Annotated in this window: 16 protein-coding genes; 8 read left to right on the top strand and 8 right to left on the bottom strand. The window is 54.7% G+C overall.

The window, feature by feature from the left end; genetic code table 11:
- The first annotated feature begins 16 nt into the window (after positions 1–16).
- The 5 genes from M9H61_RS03020 (at position 17) to M9H61_RS03040 (ending at position 6,762) form a co-directional block, all read left to right on the top strand.
- Positions 17–1,207 (top strand): phosphoserine transaminase, encoded by a 1,191-nt coding sequence (locus M9H61_RS03020; protein WP_250283315.1) that lies wholly within the window; start codon positions 17–19, stop codon positions 1,205–1,207.
- A gap of 161 nt (positions 1,208–1,368) precedes the next feature.
- Positions 1,369–2,535 carry an ATP phosphoribosyltransferase regulatory subunit gene (locus M9H61_RS03025; protein WP_250283317.1) on the top strand — a complete coding sequence of 389 codons (1,167 nt, stop codon included), beginning with the start codon at positions 1,369–1,371 and terminating at the stop codon, positions 2,533–2,535.
- A gap of 49 nt (positions 2,536–2,584) precedes the next feature.
- The gene (locus M9H61_RS03030; RefSeq protein WP_068519339.1) at positions 2,585–3,880 is read left to right on the top strand and encodes an adenylosuccinate synthase; all 1,296 of its coding nucleotides are present in this window, start codon (positions 2,585–2,587) and stop codon (positions 3,878–3,880) included.
- A 248-nt stretch (positions 3,881–4,128) separates the two neighbouring features.
- Positions 4,129–6,273: a protein kinase family protein gene (locus M9H61_RS03035; protein ID WP_206927491.1), complete on the top strand. Its 2,145-nt coding sequence runs from the start codon at positions 4,129–4,131 to the stop codon at positions 6,271–6,273.
- Positions 6,274–6,282: 9 nt separating this feature from the next.
- Positions 6,283–6,762 carry a hypothetical protein gene (locus M9H61_RS03040; protein WP_101246082.1) on the top strand — a complete coding sequence of 160 codons (480 nt, stop codon included), beginning with the start codon at positions 6,283–6,285 and terminating at the stop codon, positions 6,760–6,762.
- Positions 6,763–6,870: 108 nt separating this feature from the next.
- On the opposite strand, the gene rpoH is transcribed toward M9H61_RS03040, so the two are convergent.
- A complete protein-coding gene (gene rpoH, locus M9H61_RS03045; protein WP_068519342.1) occupies positions 6,871–7,737 on the bottom strand; it encodes an RNA polymerase sigma factor RpoH in 867 nt (288 codons plus the stop codon).
- 109 nt (positions 7,738–7,846) lie between these two features.
- The gene (locus tag M9H61_RS03050) at positions 7,847–8,845 is read right to left on the bottom strand and encodes an RluA family pseudouridine synthase (RefSeq protein ID WP_250283318.1); all 999 of its coding nucleotides are present in this window, start codon (positions 8,843–8,845) and stop codon (positions 7,847–7,849) included.
- 318 nt (positions 8,846–9,163) lie between these two features.
- On the opposite strand from M9H61_RS03050, the gene M9H61_RS03055 reads away from it, so the two are divergent.
- Together M9H61_RS03055 and M9H61_RS03060 are read left to right on the top strand one after the other, a co-directional pair.
- On the top strand, positions 9,164–9,550 hold the full coding sequence (locus M9H61_RS03055) for a hypothetical protein (protein ID WP_250283320.1): 387 nt from the start codon (positions 9,164–9,166) through the stop codon (positions 9,548–9,550).
- Positions 9,551–9,608: 58 nt separating this feature from the next.
- Positions 9,609–10,106, top strand: a complete 498-nt coding sequence (locus M9H61_RS03060) for a Mov34/MPN/PAD-1 family protein (RefSeq protein WP_250283322.1) — start codon at positions 9,609–9,611, stop codon at positions 10,104–10,106.
- A 15-nt stretch (positions 10,107–10,121) separates the two neighbouring features.
- Here the strand turns inward: M9H61_RS03060 and M9H61_RS03065 are convergent, their stop codons facing one another.
- The 6 genes from M9H61_RS03065 to proV all read right to left on the bottom strand — a co-directional run bounded on the left by M9H61_RS03065 (position 10,122) and on the right by proV (position 16,847).
- Positions 10,122–11,144 (bottom strand): HD-GYP domain-containing protein, encoded by a 1,023-nt coding sequence (locus M9H61_RS03065; protein WP_114112469.1) that lies wholly within the window; start codon positions 11,142–11,144, stop codon positions 10,122–10,124.
- 153 nt (positions 11,145–11,297) lie between these two features.
- Complete coding sequence (locus tag M9H61_RS03070; protein ID WP_250283325.1) at positions 11,298–12,335, bottom strand: glycine betaine/L-proline ABC transporter ATP-binding protein; 1,038 nt, start codon at positions 12,333–12,335, stop codon at positions 11,298–11,300.
- Positions 12,332–13,198, bottom strand: coding sequence for a proline/glycine betaine ABC transporter permease (locus M9H61_RS03075; RefSeq protein ID WP_250283326.1), 867 nt, complete (start codon positions 13,196–13,198; stop codon positions 12,332–12,334). Before M9H61_RS03075 ends, M9H61_RS03070 begins: the two co-directional genes overlap by 4 nt.
- A gap of 207 nt (positions 13,199–13,405) precedes the next feature.
- Positions 13,406–14,422, bottom strand: coding sequence for a glycine betaine/L-proline ABC transporter substrate-binding protein ProX (proX, locus tag M9H61_RS03080; RefSeq protein ID WP_068519348.1), 1,017 nt, complete (start codon positions 14,420–14,422; stop codon positions 13,406–13,408).
- A 102-nt stretch (positions 14,423–14,524) separates the two neighbouring features.
- Complete coding sequence (gene proW, locus M9H61_RS03085) at positions 14,525–15,649, bottom strand: glycine betaine/L-proline ABC transporter permease ProW (RefSeq protein WP_250283328.1); 1,125 nt, start codon at positions 15,647–15,649, stop codon at positions 14,525–14,527.
- The gene (gene proV, locus M9H61_RS03090) at positions 15,642–16,847 is read right to left on the bottom strand and encodes a glycine betaine/L-proline ABC transporter ATP-binding protein ProV (protein ID WP_068519350.1); all 1,206 of its coding nucleotides are present in this window, start codon (positions 16,845–16,847) and stop codon (positions 15,642–15,644) included. Before proV ends, proW begins: the two co-directional genes overlap by 8 nt.
- 252 nt (positions 16,848–17,099) lie before the next feature.
- Between proV and M9H61_RS03095 the strand changes: the two genes are divergently transcribed.
- Positions 17,100–17,600 carry a MarR family winged helix-turn-helix transcriptional regulator gene (locus tag M9H61_RS03095; protein WP_250283330.1) on the top strand — a complete coding sequence of 167 codons (501 nt, stop codon included), beginning with the start codon at positions 17,100–17,102 and terminating at the stop codon, positions 17,598–17,600.
- The last annotated feature ends 6 nt before the right edge of the window (positions 17,601–17,606 follow it).

Raw genomic sequence — 17,606 nt, forward strand, 5'->3', positions numbered from 1 at the left:
GCTCAGGAATATGCCGATGGCTCAAACTGCCGAGAATACCGCTTTCGCAAAGCCCGCACTTCGCCCTGCAAGCCCGAACTTTTCGTCGGGTCCGTGCAAAAAGCGTCCGGGCTGGTCTGCATCTGCGCTTGAAACGGAAATTCTTGGTCGTTCCCATCGCTCCAAACTGGGCAAACAGCGTCTTGAAGAAGTCATTGACCGTTCGCGCGCAGTTCTGAACCTGCCTGATGACTATCTGTTGGGCGTTGTTCCGGCATCTGATACCGGTGCGGTCGAGATGGCGCTTTGGTCGCTTTTGGGCGCGCGCGGTGTTGATATGCTGGCGTGGGAAAGTTTCGGCGCGACCTGGGTCACGGATGTGGTCAAGCAGCTTAAACTCGATGATGTCCGCACCCTTGATGCCGATTATGGCAAGCTGCCCGATCTTGGTTCTGTCGATTTTGATCGTGATGTTGTCTTTACCTGGAATGGTACGACCGCCGGTGTGCGTGTTCCAAACGGGGACTGGATCGCAGATGACCGCAAGGGCCTGACCATTTGTGATGCAACATCGGCGATCTTTGCCATGGAATTGCCGTGGGACAAGCTCGATGTCGTGACCTATAGCTGGCAGAAAGTTCTGGGCGGAGAGGGCGGCCATGGTGTGATCATCCTGAGCCCGCGGGCCGTTGCACGCCTTGAAAGCCATACGCCGTCATGGCCGATGCCCAAAATCTTCCGCATGACCAAGGGCGGCAAGCTGATTGACGGCATTTTCCGCGGTGAAACGATAAATACCCCGTCGATGCTGGTTGTCGAAGATGCGATCGACGCCCTGAAATGGGCAGAAGACATCGGTGGCCTTGATGGTCTGTTGGCGCGCACCCGCGAAAACCGCGCCCATCTTGACGCCTGGCTTGCGACCAGTGACTGGGCTGCCGATCTTGCCGAAGACCCGGCAACCGCATCAAACACATCGATGTGCATCAAGATTGTCGATCCTTGGGCACTGGCATTGCCCGCAGATCAGCAGGCAGCACTTCCGAAAAAGATTTCCCAGCTGCTTGAAGCGGAAAATGTCGCCCTTGATATCAATGGCTATCGCGACGCGCCGGCTGGCCTGCGGATTTGGGGTGGTGCGACCGTGGAACCAAGCGATATCAAGGCACTTTTGCCGTGGCTTGATTGGGCTTATGCGGTGGTAAAAGCCGAATTTACCGCTGCCTGAGAAACATTTCGTACGTATTATTTGCGTTTTTGGGGTTTTCCCCGTTGCCCTGTCCGGCACAACGCGGTAGTAACCGCTACCGGATAGTGAGCCTTGAGTAATCCTTGGGGCATTATCGAGCCTGATTGAATTTGCGCGCCTCGTCCGGGAAAGCACACAAAATGACCGAACTCGCCAGGAAAGCACTTTTGCCCGCCGGCCTGCAGGATGTCCTGCCGGGAACCGCTGCGCGGGAAGCCGAAATCCGCGAAAAGCTGATGGCCAGTCTGGCACATGCAGGCTATGACCGTGTGAAAACGCCGCTGGTAGAGTTTGAAGAAAGCCTGCTCGAAGGGGCAGCACCGGAACTGGCAACCCAGACCTTCCGTCTTATGGATCCTGAATCGCGCCGCATGATGGGGCTGCGTTCGGACATGACCCCGCAGGTCGGTCGTATTGCCGCCACCCGTCTTGGCGATGCGCCGCGGCCGTTGCGGTTGTCCTATTCCGGGGATGTGTTGCGGATCAAGGGATCGCACCTGCGCCCGGAACGTCAGTTCGCGCAGGTTGGTGCGGAACTTATTGGCGTTTCGAGTGCCGCAGCCGATACCGAGATTGTTCTGCTGGCACTTGAAGCACTTGAAACCATTGGTCTTGCCGATGTCTCGGTTGACCTGAACCTGCCGACATTGCCCGTACGCCTGTTTGATGCATTCGGTGTGTCGCGTGATGATCGCGAAGCCCTGACCGAGGCGCTTGAACGTCGCGACGTCGCGGCCCTTCGGGGTATGGATGGCAAGGTTACCGATGTGCTTGTTGCCTTGCTTGAGGCGGCCGGTCCGGCGACAACGGCATTGCCAAAGCTTAAAAAACTCGAACTGCCGTTGGGCGCATCCGAGGAACTTTATCGTCTGATCGATGTTGCGGAACGCATTCTGGCATCTGATCTTGATGCGGCCCTGACCATTGATCCGGTTGAAATGGCCGGTTTCCGTTATCAGACCGGTGTCAGCTTTACCCTGTTTGCCCGCAATGTCCGCGGTGAGATCGGGCGTGGCGGCCGTTACCGGGCCGGTGGCGCATCGGGTGAAGCAGCGACCGGCATGTCGCTTTATATGGATAGTATTTTGCGTGGACTTCCGGATGCGAAACCGGTGGAGCGGGTTTACCTTCCGCTTGGTACCCCGCAGCGAGAAGCCCGCAAATTGCGTGCCGAAGGCCATTACACGGTTGCTGCCCTTGAAGGTGCTGCCGAGGCCAAAACAGAAGACGGTGCGCGCATCGAAGCGCGCCGCATGGGCTGTGATTACATTTATCTTGGCGGCCAGGTCGTGCCGCTGAACGCTTAGGGTCTGGACCCTAACTGAACGAACTTTTTATCGCGCAAGGAGTTTTGCGATGACCAATGTTGCCGTGATCGGTTCCCAGTGGGGGGACGAAGGTAAAGGCAAGATCGTCGACTGGCTGTCCGAACGGGCAGATGTCGTTGTGCGTTTCCAGGGTGGTCATAACGCCGGTCATACTTTGGTGATCGATGGCGTGACCTATAAACTCAGCCTGCTGCCGTCCGGCATTGTTCGCCAGAACAAGCTGTCTGTGATCGGCAACGGCGTTGTTGTTGATCCTTGGGCGTTGCTTGCCGAAATCGGCCGCCTGAAAGAGCAGGGCGTGGATATCACCCCGGAAAACCTCCGTCTGGCGGAAAATGCCTGCCTGATCCTGCCGCTGCATGGCAATCTGGATCGTGCACGCGAAGCGGCGGCATCAGGTGACAACAAGATCGGTACCACCGGTCGCGGTATCGGCCCGGCTTATGAAGACCGTGTTGGTCGTCGTGCGATCCGCGTTGGTGATCTGGCTGATGTTGATCTGCTTGAGGCAAAGGTTGAAAACCTTCTGACCCACCACAATGCGCTTCTGCGTGGTCTTGGTCAGCCGGAAGTCGACGGGGCAGAGCTTCTTGCTCAGCTTAAGGAAATCGCGCCGAAAATCCTGCCGTTCTCTGACACCGTCTGGAAATCGCTGAACCAGTTCAAGGAAGCTGGCAAGCGTATCCTGTTTGAAGGTGCCCAGGGCACGATGCTTGACATTGATCACGGTACTTATCCGTTCGTGACCTCGTCAAATACGGTATCTGGTCAGGCCGCTGCCGGTTCTGGCATGGGCCCGTCCGGTGTTGGTTATGTTCTTGGTATCACCAAGGCCTATACCACCCGTGTCGGCGAAGGACCGTTCCCGTCCGAACTGTTTGACGCCGATGGCGAACGTCTTGGCGAACGTGGCCGTGAATTTGGCGTTGTGACCGGTCGTAAACGCCGTTGTGGCTGGTTTGATGCCGCCCTGGTGCGCCAGTCGGTCAAAGTCAACGGCATCACCGGTATCGCTCTGACCAAGCTTGACGTGCTTGACGGTTTTGATGAAATCAAGATCTGCACCGGCTATGACATTGACGGAAAGATCTATGATCATCTTCCGGCCAACCAGCGTCTTCAGGCCAAGGCAAAGCCGGTTTATGAAACCATCGAAGGCTGGTCGGAAACGACCATGGGCGCACGCAGCTGGGCCGATCTTCCGGCAGCGGCCATCAAATATGTTCGCCGTATCGAAGAACTGATCGAAGCGCCGGTGGCATTGCTGTCAACCAGCCCGGAACGTGATGACACCATTCTGGTTCACGACCCGTTCAGCGCCTGATACAGGGTTTGTGCATCGCACAGCAAAAGCCACCAGTTCCGACTGGTGGCTTTTTTCGTTTTGTCTGAATGTGTTGTCGCATGCAGGCCCGGTGTGCCGGTCTTATAACAGCTTGCTCGTGTGGCGTATCAGAAGTATCGTTTTATCAACCTTTTGACGGTAGCGTACTGAATGTCGCGTCAGGATGACGGTTCATCAGATCATGCGCGTCACCAAATAACGATAACTCGTAAAGAAATATCGGGATCATGGCAGAGCAAGCAGAAGACCAGGAACAGGAAGTTTCGAGCGGTGCTGCGCGAGAACCAGTGATGGATGCGCCGGGCGGCGGTGCGCCTGCGCCCGAAGAACCCGATGATGCCAATCCCGAAGCCGGTCCGGAAAATGTCGAGTTTTCAACCGGCGGCAAAAGCATCGAAATCGGCAATTTCCGGGTTTTTCTTGATCTGCGTATGCCGGAATTTGATATGGGCCCGTGCAAGGCCTATTCCGCTGATAATTTGCGCCGCGATGAAGGCAGTGCGTTTGCGGTTGTTGCCGATCCGGCCTTGCCAACCCGTCAGGAACATATCAACTTTCTGACCGGTATGCATATGGCAGGTCAGATTGACCTGCTTGACAGCGAGATTGCCTATTGGCCGCCATTCGGGCGCAACACCATGGTGTTGTTCTATGAAAAGCCCGCTGGCGGTCGTGTCGTCACCGGTGAAAGCAAAAAGGCGACCATCGACGAACACGAAATCGGCACAGTGGTCATCGAACCGCTTATGGGTGTGTTGCAGTCCTTTGGCGAAAAAAATCTGGCACATCGCAATATTCGTGCTGGCAACCTGTTTTATGCTGACCCGTTGCGCCAGAAAGTCGTTTTGGGGGATTGTGCCGCGACACCGCCGGGCTATGCCCAGCCGCTTGTCTATGAAACAACTGCCAGAATGAGCGCCGATGCCGCAGGTCGCGGATCGGGTACCATCATGGACGATCTGTATGCCCTGGGCATGACATTGGCGGAACTCGGGATCGGTCACCGTCCGCTCAGCAAACTGGGCGATCAGGAGATCATGGATCTCAAACTGGCAAAGGGATCGTTTCAGGCAATTGCATCACAGGAAAGATTGCCACTGGTTCTGATCGAGCCGGTTCGCGGGTTGCTTTGTGATGATCCCGAAGAACGCTGGGGCTTTGCCGAACTGAATGCATGGCTGGACGGTCGCCGGACCAAGCCGGTGCAGGCCAATAGCGAAAAACGCGCCGCACGATCCCAGAACCTGTCGGGGCGTGACTACTATACCGTGCGTTCCCTTGCCCAAGGAATGGCAAAGAACTGGGTCAGTGCACTTGCGCCATTGCGCGACGGCACGATCGAGATTTGGCTGCGGCGCGGTCTTGGCGACAATGATCGGGCCAAGGCACTTGCAGATGCCATGCGGCAGTTGCAATGGGCAGGCGCGGACAAGCGTGCGGCCGAAGATGTTCTGGTCGCACGTGCTATCCTGATCATGGACCATCAGGGACCGGTCCGGTTCAAGGGCTTTTCGGCCATGGTCGATGGTCTTGGATATATGTTGTCCTATGACGTGCAGCATGGACGTGGCCCACAGCGATTTGCCGATGTGATCGTCCGCGATATTCCGGCCTACTGGTTTGGCCGCCAGGAAGGATTCAGCCCGGAAATTCAAAAGCTTCAGCAGGTATATAAAAACCTGCGCTATTACGTTCAGCAACAAAGTGCAGGTTATGGCTATGAGCGTTGTCTTTATGCGCTTGTGCGTAACCAGCATTGCCTGAGCCCGATGATCGAACAGGAATATGTTGTTGAAATTTCGCAACTTCTTCCGGCGCTCGAAAAGGCAGCGGAAAGTGCGTCTGAAGACAGCTGGCCGGTGGATCGCCATATTGCTGCTTTCATCGCCACCCGTCTTGAAGATGATATCGAAGGCCAGTTGATGGCCATGCAAAACCCGTCTGACGAGGTCGAATATAGCCGCGCCATCATTAGTATGCTGGCGATTGTGCAATGGCGTCACGGACCGGACAATTTGCAAAATCTGTCGCACTGGGTGGCGCGGCTTATGGAACCGGCCATCAAGGTATTCCACAGCAAGGCGCGTCGGGAACGGGTTGAAACCGAAATCCCGAAACTGGCCAAGCGCGGCAATCTGGTGGAGCTTTACAACCTGATCAATGATGAACAGGAACGCCGCAAGGATCAGTCCGAATTTGTCGAGGCCGTGGCTGAATATTCCGAAGCCGAAAGCGAGGTTTTCGACCTTGAATCTTCGGGGCCGGCGCGATTGGAACTTGCGGAAAAAGTCGGTCAGCAGGCCGCGGCATTCGCATCAACCATGATCGCGCTGCTGACGGTATCGGCACTGTTCTTGATGCATATCTTTTAAGGGATCGACATGGCAAAAGGTAAAAGCACCAAAAAGGGCGGCCGCAGCGCATTTTCCGGTTTGTCCGTGGTTGCATCTGCTGTGCTGCTATTCATGGTCGCCCTGCCGACCTTTGTGACATTGGTGGTCGGCTTGTTGCCGTCGCTGGTCGCGTTCATCTTTGATCGCAGTCCGGGCCGGACCATGGCGCGCTGTGTGTTTGGTCTGAATTTTTCCGGTGTTGCACCCTATATCCTTGAACTGTGGCAAGTGCCGTCGCAAACAGTGGGCGGTGCGACCCAGCAGATCTTTCAGCCACTGGCATTATCAATTATGTACGGGGCGGCGGGCCTTGGCTGGTTGCTGTATCTTGCGATGCCGCCGATCGTTGCCAATGTGCTTAATCTTTCAGCCCAGCGCCGGGTAGGGGAGCTTCGCAAAAAGCAGCGTGCCCTGATCAAAACCTGGGGCGACAGTCTGATCAAGGAAGTCGATCGGTCCGGGAACTGATCATGCCATGATGTTTTGATCCGATTTACATCATCGATGACATAAAAAACGGCGGACAATTTGTCCGCCGTAGTTCGTTGCAAGGGGGAAGAGGGCTGGTAAGTACCCTTAGTGTGGCAGATCGCTGTGGATCGATTTGCGGACTTTTTCAAAGGCCCGGACTTCGATCTGCCGGATGCGTTCGCGTGAAATACCATAGGCGACACTGAGGTTTTCCAGAGTAACCGGGCTTTCAAGCAGGCGACGCTGCGTCAGAATGTCACGTTCACGATCGTTAAGATGCGACATGGCACTTTTAAGCATATTCATCCGTTGTAGGAATTCTTCACGTTTGCCGTAAAGGGTTTCCTGGTCTTCGTCGTCGCTTTCGATCCAGTCGACCCATTCACCATCGCCGTCAACACGGACAGGTGCATTGAGCGAATGATCAGGACCGGCAAGGCGACGGTTCATCATAATCACGTCATCTTCGGAAACATTCAGCTTGGTCGCGATGAGTTCGACCTGTTCTGGTAACAGATCCCCTTCATCAATCGCCTGCATCTGGCTTTTGAGTTTGCGAAGATTAAAGAACAATTTCTTCTGCGCGGCCGTGGTGCCCATTTTCACAAGCGACCAGGAATGCAGGATGTATTCCTGAATGGCTGCGCGGATCCACCACATGGCGTAGGTTGCAAGCCGGAAACCCTTGTCAGGGTCAAAACGTTTGACAGATTGCAGCAGGCCCACGTTGCCTTCGGAAATCAATTCATTCAAAGGCAGACCATAGCCGCGATAGCTCATGGCAATCTTGGCAACCAGTCGCAGATGGCTTGTGATCAGTTTTTCCGCCGACTTGTCACAATCGTTGTCGCGGAAATTGCATGCGTACGTCGTTTCCTGTTCGGGGGTAAGCATCGGGTAACGTCGGATACGCTGCAAATATACAGTCAGACCATCCTGAGAGATTACTGGCAGAGCATTTCCCTGTTTCATTGAAGCCTCCCGTTATGCTTCGATCAAGTGCTGTTATCCCCTAGCACTGACTAAACCTTATACGAGGGTATTAGATGGCGTCAATTATTTTTTGACCATAAAGTTTAATCTATACTATCCCTTGGGATAGGTTTAGGCTCTCAATCAATGCGTTCAAGTCGTCGGGAAGGGGTGCTGTTGTCGATATATATTCCCCGGTGCGAGGGTGAATAAATCCCAGAGTTCTGGCGTGTAGAGCCTGTTTGTTGAATGCGTTCAGAAGTTCTTGCGTCTCCAAGTTGCACTTCTGTGAATTTTTATTCCTGCCGTAAACTGGATCACACACAAGTGAGTGGCCGATATGGGTCATATGCACCCGAATTTGGTGGGTTCGGCCGGTCGCAAGACGGCATTCAACCAGAGATGCTAACGAGTCGTCTCTGAACTGAAGTGTTTTATAGTGGGTTAGTGCATATTTTCCGCCGGTTCTAAGAACCGTCATTTTCTTGCGGTTGCGCGGACTTCTGCCGATATTGCCTTCGATATCACCGGCAAGCGGACGCGGAACCCCCCACACAACCGCAAGGTACGCCCGATCGATATTTTCCTTATCCTCGGAAAACAGGGTCGAAAGCGCACGGTGGGCCGTATCGTTTTTGGCAACGACCATAGCACCGCTGGTATCCTTGTCCAGTCGGTGGACGATGCCGGGTCGCTTGACCCCGCCAATCCCCGAAAGACTATCGCCGCAATGGGCCAGAAGCGCATTGACCAGCGTGCCGCTTTCATTTCCGGCTGCCGGATGGACAACCATCCCCGCCGGTTTGTTGATCACCAGAAGGTCATCATCTTCATACAGGACATCAAGTTTGATGTTTTCGGCAATCGGCTCGGCCGGTTCGGCCGGCGGAATGACAAGTTCAAACACGTCATCCTGTTTGACTTTGGTCGACATCTTGCGCGCGACATCGCCATTCACGCGCAGATGACCATCTTCGATCAATGCCTTGATGCGTGAACGGGACTGATCCGGCCAGGCCACAGCCAGCACCTTGTCAAGGCGCGCACCTTCGTCCTGGGCAGTTGCAATATAGCGGAGTTGTTCTGGCATCTGGTCGCTACTGGTCATCAATGTCTTGCAGTCTGATTTCGATATGCAGTGTAACAGGTTATGCTTTGTGCTGGCAGTTTGTAGCTGTTTTATGCCCGATTGCAATGAAATGCCGTCATGATCCCGGGGATGAGGCCGGTTCGTTTGCGCGCGGGAATACGGAAACCATCAAAAGGAGCGATCCAATACACCGGGCACGACAAAGGGTGCGGCTCGTTTATGTTGTGATCTTGCAATTGTTGGTGCTTGCAGCTATGGCCTTGGGATGTGTTTTGCGTGATCGGGGCAGTGGACCGGCCATGCTGATGTCAAACAGATGGGTTGGTTGGAAACAAGATGCGTGTAGTTAAGGCCTTGGTTGTGTTCATGGGGGTGCTGATCGTGATCGGCATCGGGCTTGTGGCTTATGGGCTGTCACTTGATAAAAACGCCAAGGAAGCAGAAAGCACCGATACGGGGCAGGCGCCTTCGGTTCCGATCGCTGGCCTTGATAACGGCCCGCAGGTGGCGACCGGATTTTCCGGTGCACCCGTCATCCCGGATTTTGGTGACATCACTATCGATGTTGCACCTGGTGAAGTGCTGGTCGCTTATTCCGTTCAGGGAACACAGGCAATCCTGCATATCGAAGGCCCGGATGGACTTGGTGCGCGTCTTGTTATTGTGTCGCTGACCGATAAAAAGGTCCTTGGTCGTATTATTTTGAATGCTGACGGCCAATAGGGTTCGCGCAGGCGATCAGACAGGCCAACAAGGGCAAGGCAAACAGGATAGCGGCAGCATGACAAATCAGAAAGCCTGCGACACCGGCGATCATTCGGCTGTCATTCTGTCTGCTGACCTGCATCAGGAAATGTGCAATCTGGCCGCAATGCAATGGCCGGAAGAATGCTGTGGTCTTCTTGTTGCGGCAAAGCAGACACCAAACCGGATCCGTCGGGTGGTGGCAGCACGCAATGTTGCCGATGATCCGCTCAGAACCTTTGAAATTGATCCGCAAACCCTGATTGATACCTATCGTCTGGCCCGTCAAAGCGGTGACGAGGTGGTGGGCTGCTTTCATTCGCATCCAAATGGCAGTGTCTTGCCCTCAACAACGGATCGTGGTCGTGCCGATGTGGACGGTTTTTTGTGGCTGATAATTGCCGCTGACAATTCCGGGGTTCTGGACAGCCGCATGTATCGCGCACATCATCAGAAGCCGACAAACGGGCAGGACGGCGATGTTATTCGCTATTTCCGGCGATGTGTTCTGACGGATGGCAACCCGTCGTTATAAACGCCACGGGCAAAGTCAGCCGGTTTGATTGATCAGATCGGCAACATTGTCGGGAATTGAGGTGTGCTTTTTCATCACGGTTTCGAGTGCCAGCACCAGTGCCAGCTCGACCTTGCCTTCCTTGCCCATCGATTTCAGGATCGAGATTGATTTTTCGACGCTAAATCGTGGTTTGTAGGCACGTTCTTCAAGCAACGCCCCCATGATATCGCAAATCGTAAGAATACGCGTCAGATCGGGAATGGCGTCCGCCGTCAACCCATCGGGATAGCCGCTGCCATCAAGATATTCGTGATGATGTCTGACACTATGAAGGACGGCCGGGTCAAGATTTCCCTGTTCAGACAGCTTCTTGTACCCTTCGACAGGGTGACGTTTGATGATCTCGAACTCTTCGGGGGTAAGTTCCCCCGGCTTATCGAGGATCGTGTCCGAAATCCAGATCTTGCCAATATCGTGCAGAAGCCCGGCCTCGGTCAGTTTCGCGACGTCGGTTTTGCTCATGCCCGTACTTTGTGCAAAGGCACAGGCAATGCCGGTCACCAGCAAGATGTGCTGGAAAGTTGACTGATGATAGACGCGCACCGTGCTTAGCCATTCCGAAATGCCCAGATCGGCAATGGCAGTTGCGATGTTCTGGCCGGCCTCGTTGATCTGTTTCAGATCGACGGGCTGATTGCTGGTGATCTTGTCAAAGCTGTTCTGGATGGCTTTTGCTGCCAACTGCGTGGTCGCGGTTGCGGTCTTGCCCGTCATGCCATAGGCCGTGCGACGGTCTTCGATATAAGTCGCCAGCGACTTTTCCGATAACGGCTTGAGAATGGTTTTGCGCGCGCCAAGTGCTGTGGCCTGCAACTCGTCTTGAAGGTTGCCCTTGCCGATTGCAATAATCTGGTCCGAGCCGCGCTCTGATACTTTGCGAAAGGCCCGAAGCCTGGCAATCATGTCCGGGTTTTGAAGGTCGACATCTATGATCAGCGACATGATATCAGCCCGGATCGGCTTTGCCGGATCAAGCAGGCACAGATCAAACCCCATCAAGCTTTCCGGAAGCAAGTGACGGTGGTCCTGATCGCACAGGACGTGAATTATGTTTACGTTATCTTGCGGCACGGTCCCGACGCTTGCTCAATCTGTTCAAATCCCCTTCTTATCGAGTTAAAGTAGAAGAATGCGAAATTCAAGTGTTGGCTAGTCGTTGCTATGCACCGACAGGGCGTCAAGAATCTGTTTTTTGCCAATGGTTCCGATGGGGTGGTTGTCGTTGCCCGTTACCGTGATTGCGGTATCTGAGCCAAGTGCTACAGGCAGGATATCCTCAAGCCGGGTATCGTGGCGGACCGCATGCGCGGTTGAAAACCCGTCCGTGCCGGATGCCGGTTTTATCGGTTCCATGATGCTTCTGGCACGCAGGACCTTGCCCCGGTTCACATCCCGGGTAAAGGCCTGCACATAGGCGTCAGCAGGGTTAAGAACGATTTCTTCGGGGCGGCCGACCTGGATGAGTTTCCCGTCCTTGAGAATGGCAATCCGGTCACCGATCTTGAGTGCCTCGTCAAGGTCATGGGTTATGAAGACAATGGTCTTGTGCAGTTCGGCCTGAAGCTTCATCAACTCGTCCTGCATGTCCGATCTGATCAGGGGGTCAAGGGCGGAAAAGGCCTCGTCCATCAAAAGGACTTCCGGGTCGGTGGCGAGTGCCCGGGCAAGGCCAACACGCTGTTGCATGCCACCTGAAAGCTGATCGGGGAATTTGGCTTCGTACCCGGCAAGCCCGACGCGATCAATCCATTTGCTTGCGGCTGCTTCGCGGGTTTTGCGATCAGTTCCCTGGATTTCGAGCCCATAGGCGACATTGTCCATCACATTGCGATGGGGGAGCAACCCGAACCGTTGAAACACCATGCCAAGCCGCTTGCGACGAAATGCATTCAGGGTCGGGATATCCATCGACAGAATATCTTCGCCGCCAAACGATACCTGGCCTGCCGTCGGATCAATCAGGCGATTAAGGTGGCGGATCAATGTCGATTTTCCGGATCCCGAAAGGCCCATGACCACAAATGTTTCGCCCTGTTCAATTGACAGGGACACATCATGAAGGCCCACTGTGTTGCCGGTCTTTGCAAGGATTTCTTCCTTGTCCGAACCGGCCTTTGCCAGTGCAAGTGCAACATCCGGATCAGGACCGAATATTTTGAAAATATTGCGTATTTCGATATAACTCATTGCCCGTCCTCCGCGCTTGATGTGCGCTGGGATCGCTTGCCATAGGCCTGGCCGATCCGGTCAAAGACGACCGCCAGAAGCACAATCGCAATGCCGGCTTCCATGCCTGCGCCGACATCAAGGCGCTGGATACCCATCAGGACCTGCTCGCCAAGGCCGCGCGCGCCGATCATGGACGCAATCACCACCATGGAAATGGACATCATGGTTGTCTGGTTGATGCCGGCCATGATGTTGGGCAGGGCAAGCGGCAACTGAACACCAAACAGGATCTGTTTGCGGCTGGCGCCGAACGAACGTGATGCTTCAAGAACTTCGGGATCGACCAGACGAATACCAAGATCGGTCAGACGAATGACCGGTGGCGCGGCATAGATCACGGTGGCCAGAATGGCCGGTACCTTGCCAAGGCCAAACAACATCAGGGCAGGGATCAGATACACAAAGCTCGGCATGGTCTGCATGGTATCCAGGACAGGCAGCATAATGGCCCGCAATCGGTTGGACATTGCCATTGCGATGCCGACCGGAACCCCGATAACGACCGAAAGCGAGGTCGCAACAATCATCAGGGCAAGGGTCTGCATCGCCTTGTCCCAAAGGCCCAGCGTGCCGATGACAAACATAGCGATCACAAGGCCGGCAACCAGCTTCCAGTTTTTGCTGGCATGCCAGGTGATGGCAGCAATCGCAATCAGTACCAGCCACCAAGGTGCACCACGCAGAAGCTGTTCCAGCCCAACCAGAATGGTCAACAAGCTGTCGGCAAAGGCCTCGAACGCTGTGCCATAATTGATAACCAGCCAATCAACGAACTGATTGACCCACTTGCCCAAAGGCACATTCAATTGTTCCGGAAACATGGCGACGGCAGGCCCGTGTTGCTCAAAAAATCAATGAGTTTGAAAGCCTAACAAGTTCGATCTTTACATGCGACTGTAAATCGAGTGACGCCTGACATCTCCTGACAGTTTTTGGTTGGTCCGCAAAAAAACACCCCGCAGAATTTGATCTGCGGGGTGTCTGGTCTTTCAAATCAGACGGATGCCTGAAGGAACGGCTTGCCGGAATTACTTCGCAGCAGCGCGAGCTTCTTCAAGCCAGCCATCAAAGATTTCACGATGTGCCTTGATCCAGGCATCAGCATGACGGCCGATGTCTTCGGCGGACTTTTCACCATCGCGCATGCGCAGGTTCTGAGCCGAAATGTCGTTGGCCGAAACTTCCATGACTTCAAACAACTTGGCTGCTGCCGGGTTGGCTTCTGCCCATGCCTTGTTGGCGATGATCTGCTGGTTGTTGACCTGGAAACCGAAGTCCGAACCATCCGGAAGGGAGGTGTCGGCATCTTTACGTTCGCCCGGAAGCGACGAGAACGGCACCTGCAACCAGGTTACGTCTTTGCCCGGAACCAGAACGCCCGAAACCCAGTACGGGGTCCAGGTGTAATAAAGGATCGACTCACCGGCTTTGTAACGGGTGATGGTATCGGCGATGATGGCCGAATAGGAACCCTGATTATGGGTTACGGTGTCACGAAGGCCGTATGCATCAAGGTGATGTTCGATCACACCTTCACAGCCCCAGCCCGGGTTGCAACCCGAAAGGTCGGCTTTGCCGTCGCCATTATTGTCGAACAGTTTGGCGATTTCCGGATCAGCAAGCTGGCTGACATTGGTGATGTTGTATTTGTCGGCGGTTTTCTTGTCGATCAGGTAGCCCTGAAGCGCGCCCGGCGAATATACGCCCTTACGATAGATTTTCTCGTCACCGCCAGCAGCCGTGTAGAAATCGGCATGAAGCGGGTTCCAGTGGTCAGCCAGGAAAGTTGCATCGCCGTTGCCGATGGCAACGTGACCGGCAGCATATTCGATTTCCTGGATCGGCTTGACGTCATAGCCCAGTTCTTCAAGCGCCTTCATGACCAGAAGGGTCTGGAAGGTTTCTTCGGCGATCGAGCTTTTGAGTGGCTGAACTTCGACGCCTTTGCCCGGCATATGATGATCGGCAAATGCAGCACCGGTCATCAGCATGGAGCCGGTAACGGCAATCGCAGCGCCAGTTGTCAGTTTTTTGAGGATCGTCATGAGCTTCTCCTGGTTTTAATGAGCTTCGGACAGTTTATCTGTCCCTGTTCTCCAAACTGACGGAACCGTTCCTGGTTCCGTCAGCTATCTCGTTGTTCGGTATTATTTCTTGCCAAGGATCGACCGTACGACAGCAGCAGGGCCGCTTTCATACCAGTGACGGGTTCCCTTGGATCGCTGGTCGCGGCCCAGCGCCTGGGTCATGCGGTCAAGGACAATCGCCAGAAGGACGATGCCAATGCCGCCAACCGTTGCCAGACCCATATCCAGTCGGCCGATGCCACGCAGGACCATCTGACCCAGACCGCCAACTGCAATCATCGAGGCAATCACAACCATCGACAGCGCCAGCATCAGCGTCTGGTTAACGCCAGCCATGATGGTCGGCATCGCAAGCGGGAGCTGAACCCGGAACAGAAGCTGTTTCGGGCTGGCACCAAATGACCGCGCAGCTTCAACCAGATCACCGGGGACCTGTCGAATGCCAAGAATGGTCAGGCGGATCAGTGGCGGCAGGGCAAAGATGATGGTAACCACCACGCCCGGCACGTTGCCGATGCCAAACAGCATGACAATCGGCACCAGATAAACGAAGGCCGGTGTTGTCTGCATGGCATCAAGGATCGGACGCACGGCATTGGATGCACGTTCGTTACGCGCCAGCCAGATACCGGTCGGAAGGCCAATCACCACACAGAAAAAGACCGATGTGATGACAAGCGACAGCGTCACCATTGCTTCGGACCACGCACCGATCAGACCGACCGCAATCATTGATGCCAGTGTCCCGATGGCCAGACGACGTCCGGCAAGCTGCCATGCAATCAGCGCCATGATGATGATGACAAGGATCGCCGGGGTTGCTTGCAGCCCGGCTTCAACACCGCTCAGAACCGCATCAATCGGCCAGCGGATGGCCTGGAAGACGCTTCGGAAATTCTCGACAATCCATTCAAGACCGTCATTGACCCAGCCATCAAGCGGGATCAGCGCATCCTGGAACGGGTGGAAAATGTCAAAATGCTTTTCCGGGGCAGGGGCCGCGTTTGACAGCCAGTCAGACGATGCTGCGGCATCGCCACCGGTGCTGCCGCCCGGGCCGCTTGCCGCGGCATCCGGGCTTGCGCTTCCCCACGGGTTGCTGGTTGTGCTTGTTGCGGATGAACCCGCACTGTCAGCGGAGCCGGCCTCTGAGCTCTGGCCCCAAGGATTACTGGTATCAGCCATTGGTGCCGTCTCCTTCTCGGTCAAGGGTGGCCAACAGGTTGGCTTTCTTGATCACGCCCATGTATTTGCCGTCTTCTGCGATGACGGGAACACCGCATGGTGCATGCGCAACCGTCCCGATCAGATCGGAAAGCGGTGTGTCATGGGAAACCGGTTCGACATTTGGCAGGAAGGCTGCCGACAGTTTGTCCGCACCCGATTTGATGGCTTCGTCAAGGCTGTCGACAGAAATGATTCCATGGAAATCAAGCTTGTCACCGACGATATAGCCATATTCGCGGTCTTCATTACGCAGACGGTTAAGCGCGGTCTTAAGGCCAACGCCTTCGCGTTCGATAACCGTGACCTGACGTTTTGACGCAATGTCTTTGGCGCTCAGAATGGTGGAAACATCAACACCGCGGAAGAACGATTTGACGTAATCATTCGCCGGGTTGTTGAGGATTTCTTCCGGGCTGCCGACCTGAACCACAATCCCGCCTTCCATAATAGCAATGCGGTCACCAATGCGCATGGCTTCGTCAAGATCATGCGAAATGAAAATGATCGTGCGTTTGTGTTCACGCTGAAGCGTAAGCAGCTCGTCCTGCATTTCTGTCCGGATCAGCGGATCAAGTGCGGAAAATGCTTCGTCCATCAGCATGACTGCCGGGTCATTGGCCAATGCGCGGGCAAGGCCGACGCGCTGCTGCATGCCGCCGGAAAGTTCATCCGGATAGGAATTGGCATGGGCCTTAAGGCCAACCTGATCAAGAGCGGCAAGGGCACGTTCATGACGCTCGGCCTCGTCAACGCCGGCCAGTTCAAGGCCAAAGGCAGCATTATCAATGACGGACAGATGCGGCATCAGGGCAAATGACTGGAAAACCATGGCCATGTCGCTGCGGCGCAGGGCACGCAATTCTTCGTCCGACATGGCGGCAATATCGACGCCATCATACAAAACCTGACCCGATGTCGGTTCAATAAGGCGGTTCAAAAGCCGCACCAGGGTGGATTTGCCCGATCCCGACAGGCCCATCACCACAAAAATTTCACCTTCATGGACGGTAAAATTGGCGCCACAGACACCGACGGTCTGGCCGGTCTTGTCGAAAATTTCGTCCTTGTCGATACCGTCATTGATCATTTGCATGGCCTGATCAGGATGGTCGCCAAAGACTTTATAGAGGTCTTTTACAACGATTTTTTCGGTCATGAGCCCTTATCGAATTTTGGCGATGAACATCTTGAATCCCGCCAGGACAAAACGTTGGCGCGATCATGGTGCCCGTCGGATTTTTTCATTGTGAAACCCGCAAGGCGCCTTCGGGCCGGATGGCCGCCTGGCGCAGGTTCCCCCAAGTCTCGTTATATTCGTTAAGGCGATAGTTACAGCTCAAAACATTTGATGTCAAATTATAATGGCGTTAAGTTGGGCGCAACGAAGAACGGAAGGAGCCGCATCAAGATGGGGTCGGAACAGCCAAAGCGTAAGGAATTTCTCGATGTTCTTGTCGCATTGCGACAGATTATCCGAGCAACGGATCTTCATTCAAAACATGTAATGAAGGTTTGTGGTCTTACGGTTCCGCAGCTGGTTGTGTTGCTTGCGATCGAAGAACTTGGTGCGGTTACTGTGCGTGAAATATCTCGCCACGTGTCACTTAGTCAGGCGACGGTAACCACAATTCTGAACCGTCTTGAAGAACGCGGCTTTATCGTGCGCATTCGCAATGCCAGCGACAAACGTGTCGTCAATAGCAGCCTGACCGACAAGGGGCGGGAAGTTCTGATCAATACGCCACCTTTGATGGATGGCCATTTCATGTTGCGCTATGAAATGCTTGATCTGGATGAACGCAAGCAGATCCTTGATTCGTTGCAACATGTTGCCCGTTTGATGGATACGACCGAAGTCGATCCAAGGCCGCCGACCCGAACAGATGGTTCTTCGCCTTATGGTGACTGATGACCA

Origin of the sequence: Thalassospira sp. GO-4, from assembly GCF_023588965.1 — a bacterium.
Classification (GTDB): Bacteria; Pseudomonadota; Alphaproteobacteria; order Rhodospirillales; family Thalassospiraceae; genus Thalassospira; species Thalassospira povalilytica.

What these genes read in the sequence shown, in the direction of transcription:
- M9H61_RS03040 (WP_101246082.1), top strand. Translation starts at nt 6,283, where the DNA reads ATGGCAAAAGGTAAAAGCACCAAAAAGGGCGGCCGCAGCGCATTTTCC.
- M9H61_RS03030 (WP_068519339.1), top strand. Translation starts at nt 2,585, where the DNA reads ATGACCAATGTTGCCGTGATCGGTTCCCAGTGGGGGGACGAAGGTAAA.
- proX (WP_068519348.1), bottom strand. Translation starts at nt 14,422, where the DNA reads ATGACGATCCTCAAAAAACTGACAACTGGCGCTGCGATTGCCGTTACC.
- M9H61_RS03060 (WP_250283322.1), top strand. Translation starts at nt 9,609, where the DNA reads ATGACAAATCAGAAAGCCTGCGACACCGGCGATCATTCGGCTGTCATT.
- M9H61_RS03025 (WP_250283317.1), top strand. Translation starts at nt 1,369, where the DNA reads ATGACCGAACTCGCCAGGAAAGCACTTTTGCCCGCCGGCCTGCAGGAT.
- M9H61_RS03070 (WP_250283325.1), bottom strand. Translation starts at nt 12,335, where the DNA reads ATGAGTTATATCGAAATACGCAATATTTTCAAAATATTCGGTCCTGAT.
- proW (WP_250283328.1), bottom strand. Translation starts at nt 15,649, where the DNA reads ATGGCTGATACCAGTAATCCTTGGGGCCAGAGCTCAGAGGCCGGCTCC.
- proV (WP_068519350.1), bottom strand. Translation starts at nt 16,847, where the DNA reads ATGACCGAAAAAATCGTTGTAAAAGACCTCTATAAAGTCTTTGGCGAC.
- M9H61_RS03065 (WP_114112469.1), bottom strand. Translation starts at nt 11,144, where the DNA reads ATGGGGTTTGATCTGTGCCTGCTTGATCCGGCAAAGCCGATCCGGGCT.
- M9H61_RS03095 (WP_250283330.1), top strand. Translation starts at nt 17,100, where the DNA reads ATGGGGTCGGAACAGCCAAAGCGTAAGGAATTTCTCGATGTTCTTGTC.
- M9H61_RS03075 (WP_250283326.1), bottom strand. Translation starts at nt 13,198, where the DNA reads ATGTTTCCGGAACAATTGAATGTGCCTTTGGGCAAGTGGGTCAATCAG.
- M9H61_RS03050 (WP_250283318.1), bottom strand. Translation starts at nt 8,845, where the DNA reads ATGACCAGTAGCGACCAGATGCCAGAACAACTCCGCTATATTGCAACT.
- M9H61_RS03020 (WP_250283315.1), top strand. Translation starts at nt 17, where the DNA reads ATGGCTCAAACTGCCGAGAATACCGCTTTCGCAAAGCCCGCACTTCGC.
- rpoH (WP_068519342.1), bottom strand. Translation starts at nt 7,737, where the DNA reads ATGAAACAGGGAAATGCTCTGCCAGTAATCTCTCAGGATGGTCTGACT.
- M9H61_RS03035 (WP_206927491.1), top strand. Translation starts at nt 4,129, where the DNA reads ATGGCAGAGCAAGCAGAAGACCAGGAACAGGAAGTTTCGAGCGGTGCT.
- M9H61_RS03055 (WP_250283320.1), top strand. Translation starts at nt 9,164, where the DNA reads ATGCGTGTAGTTAAGGCCTTGGTTGTGTTCATGGGGGTGCTGATCGTG.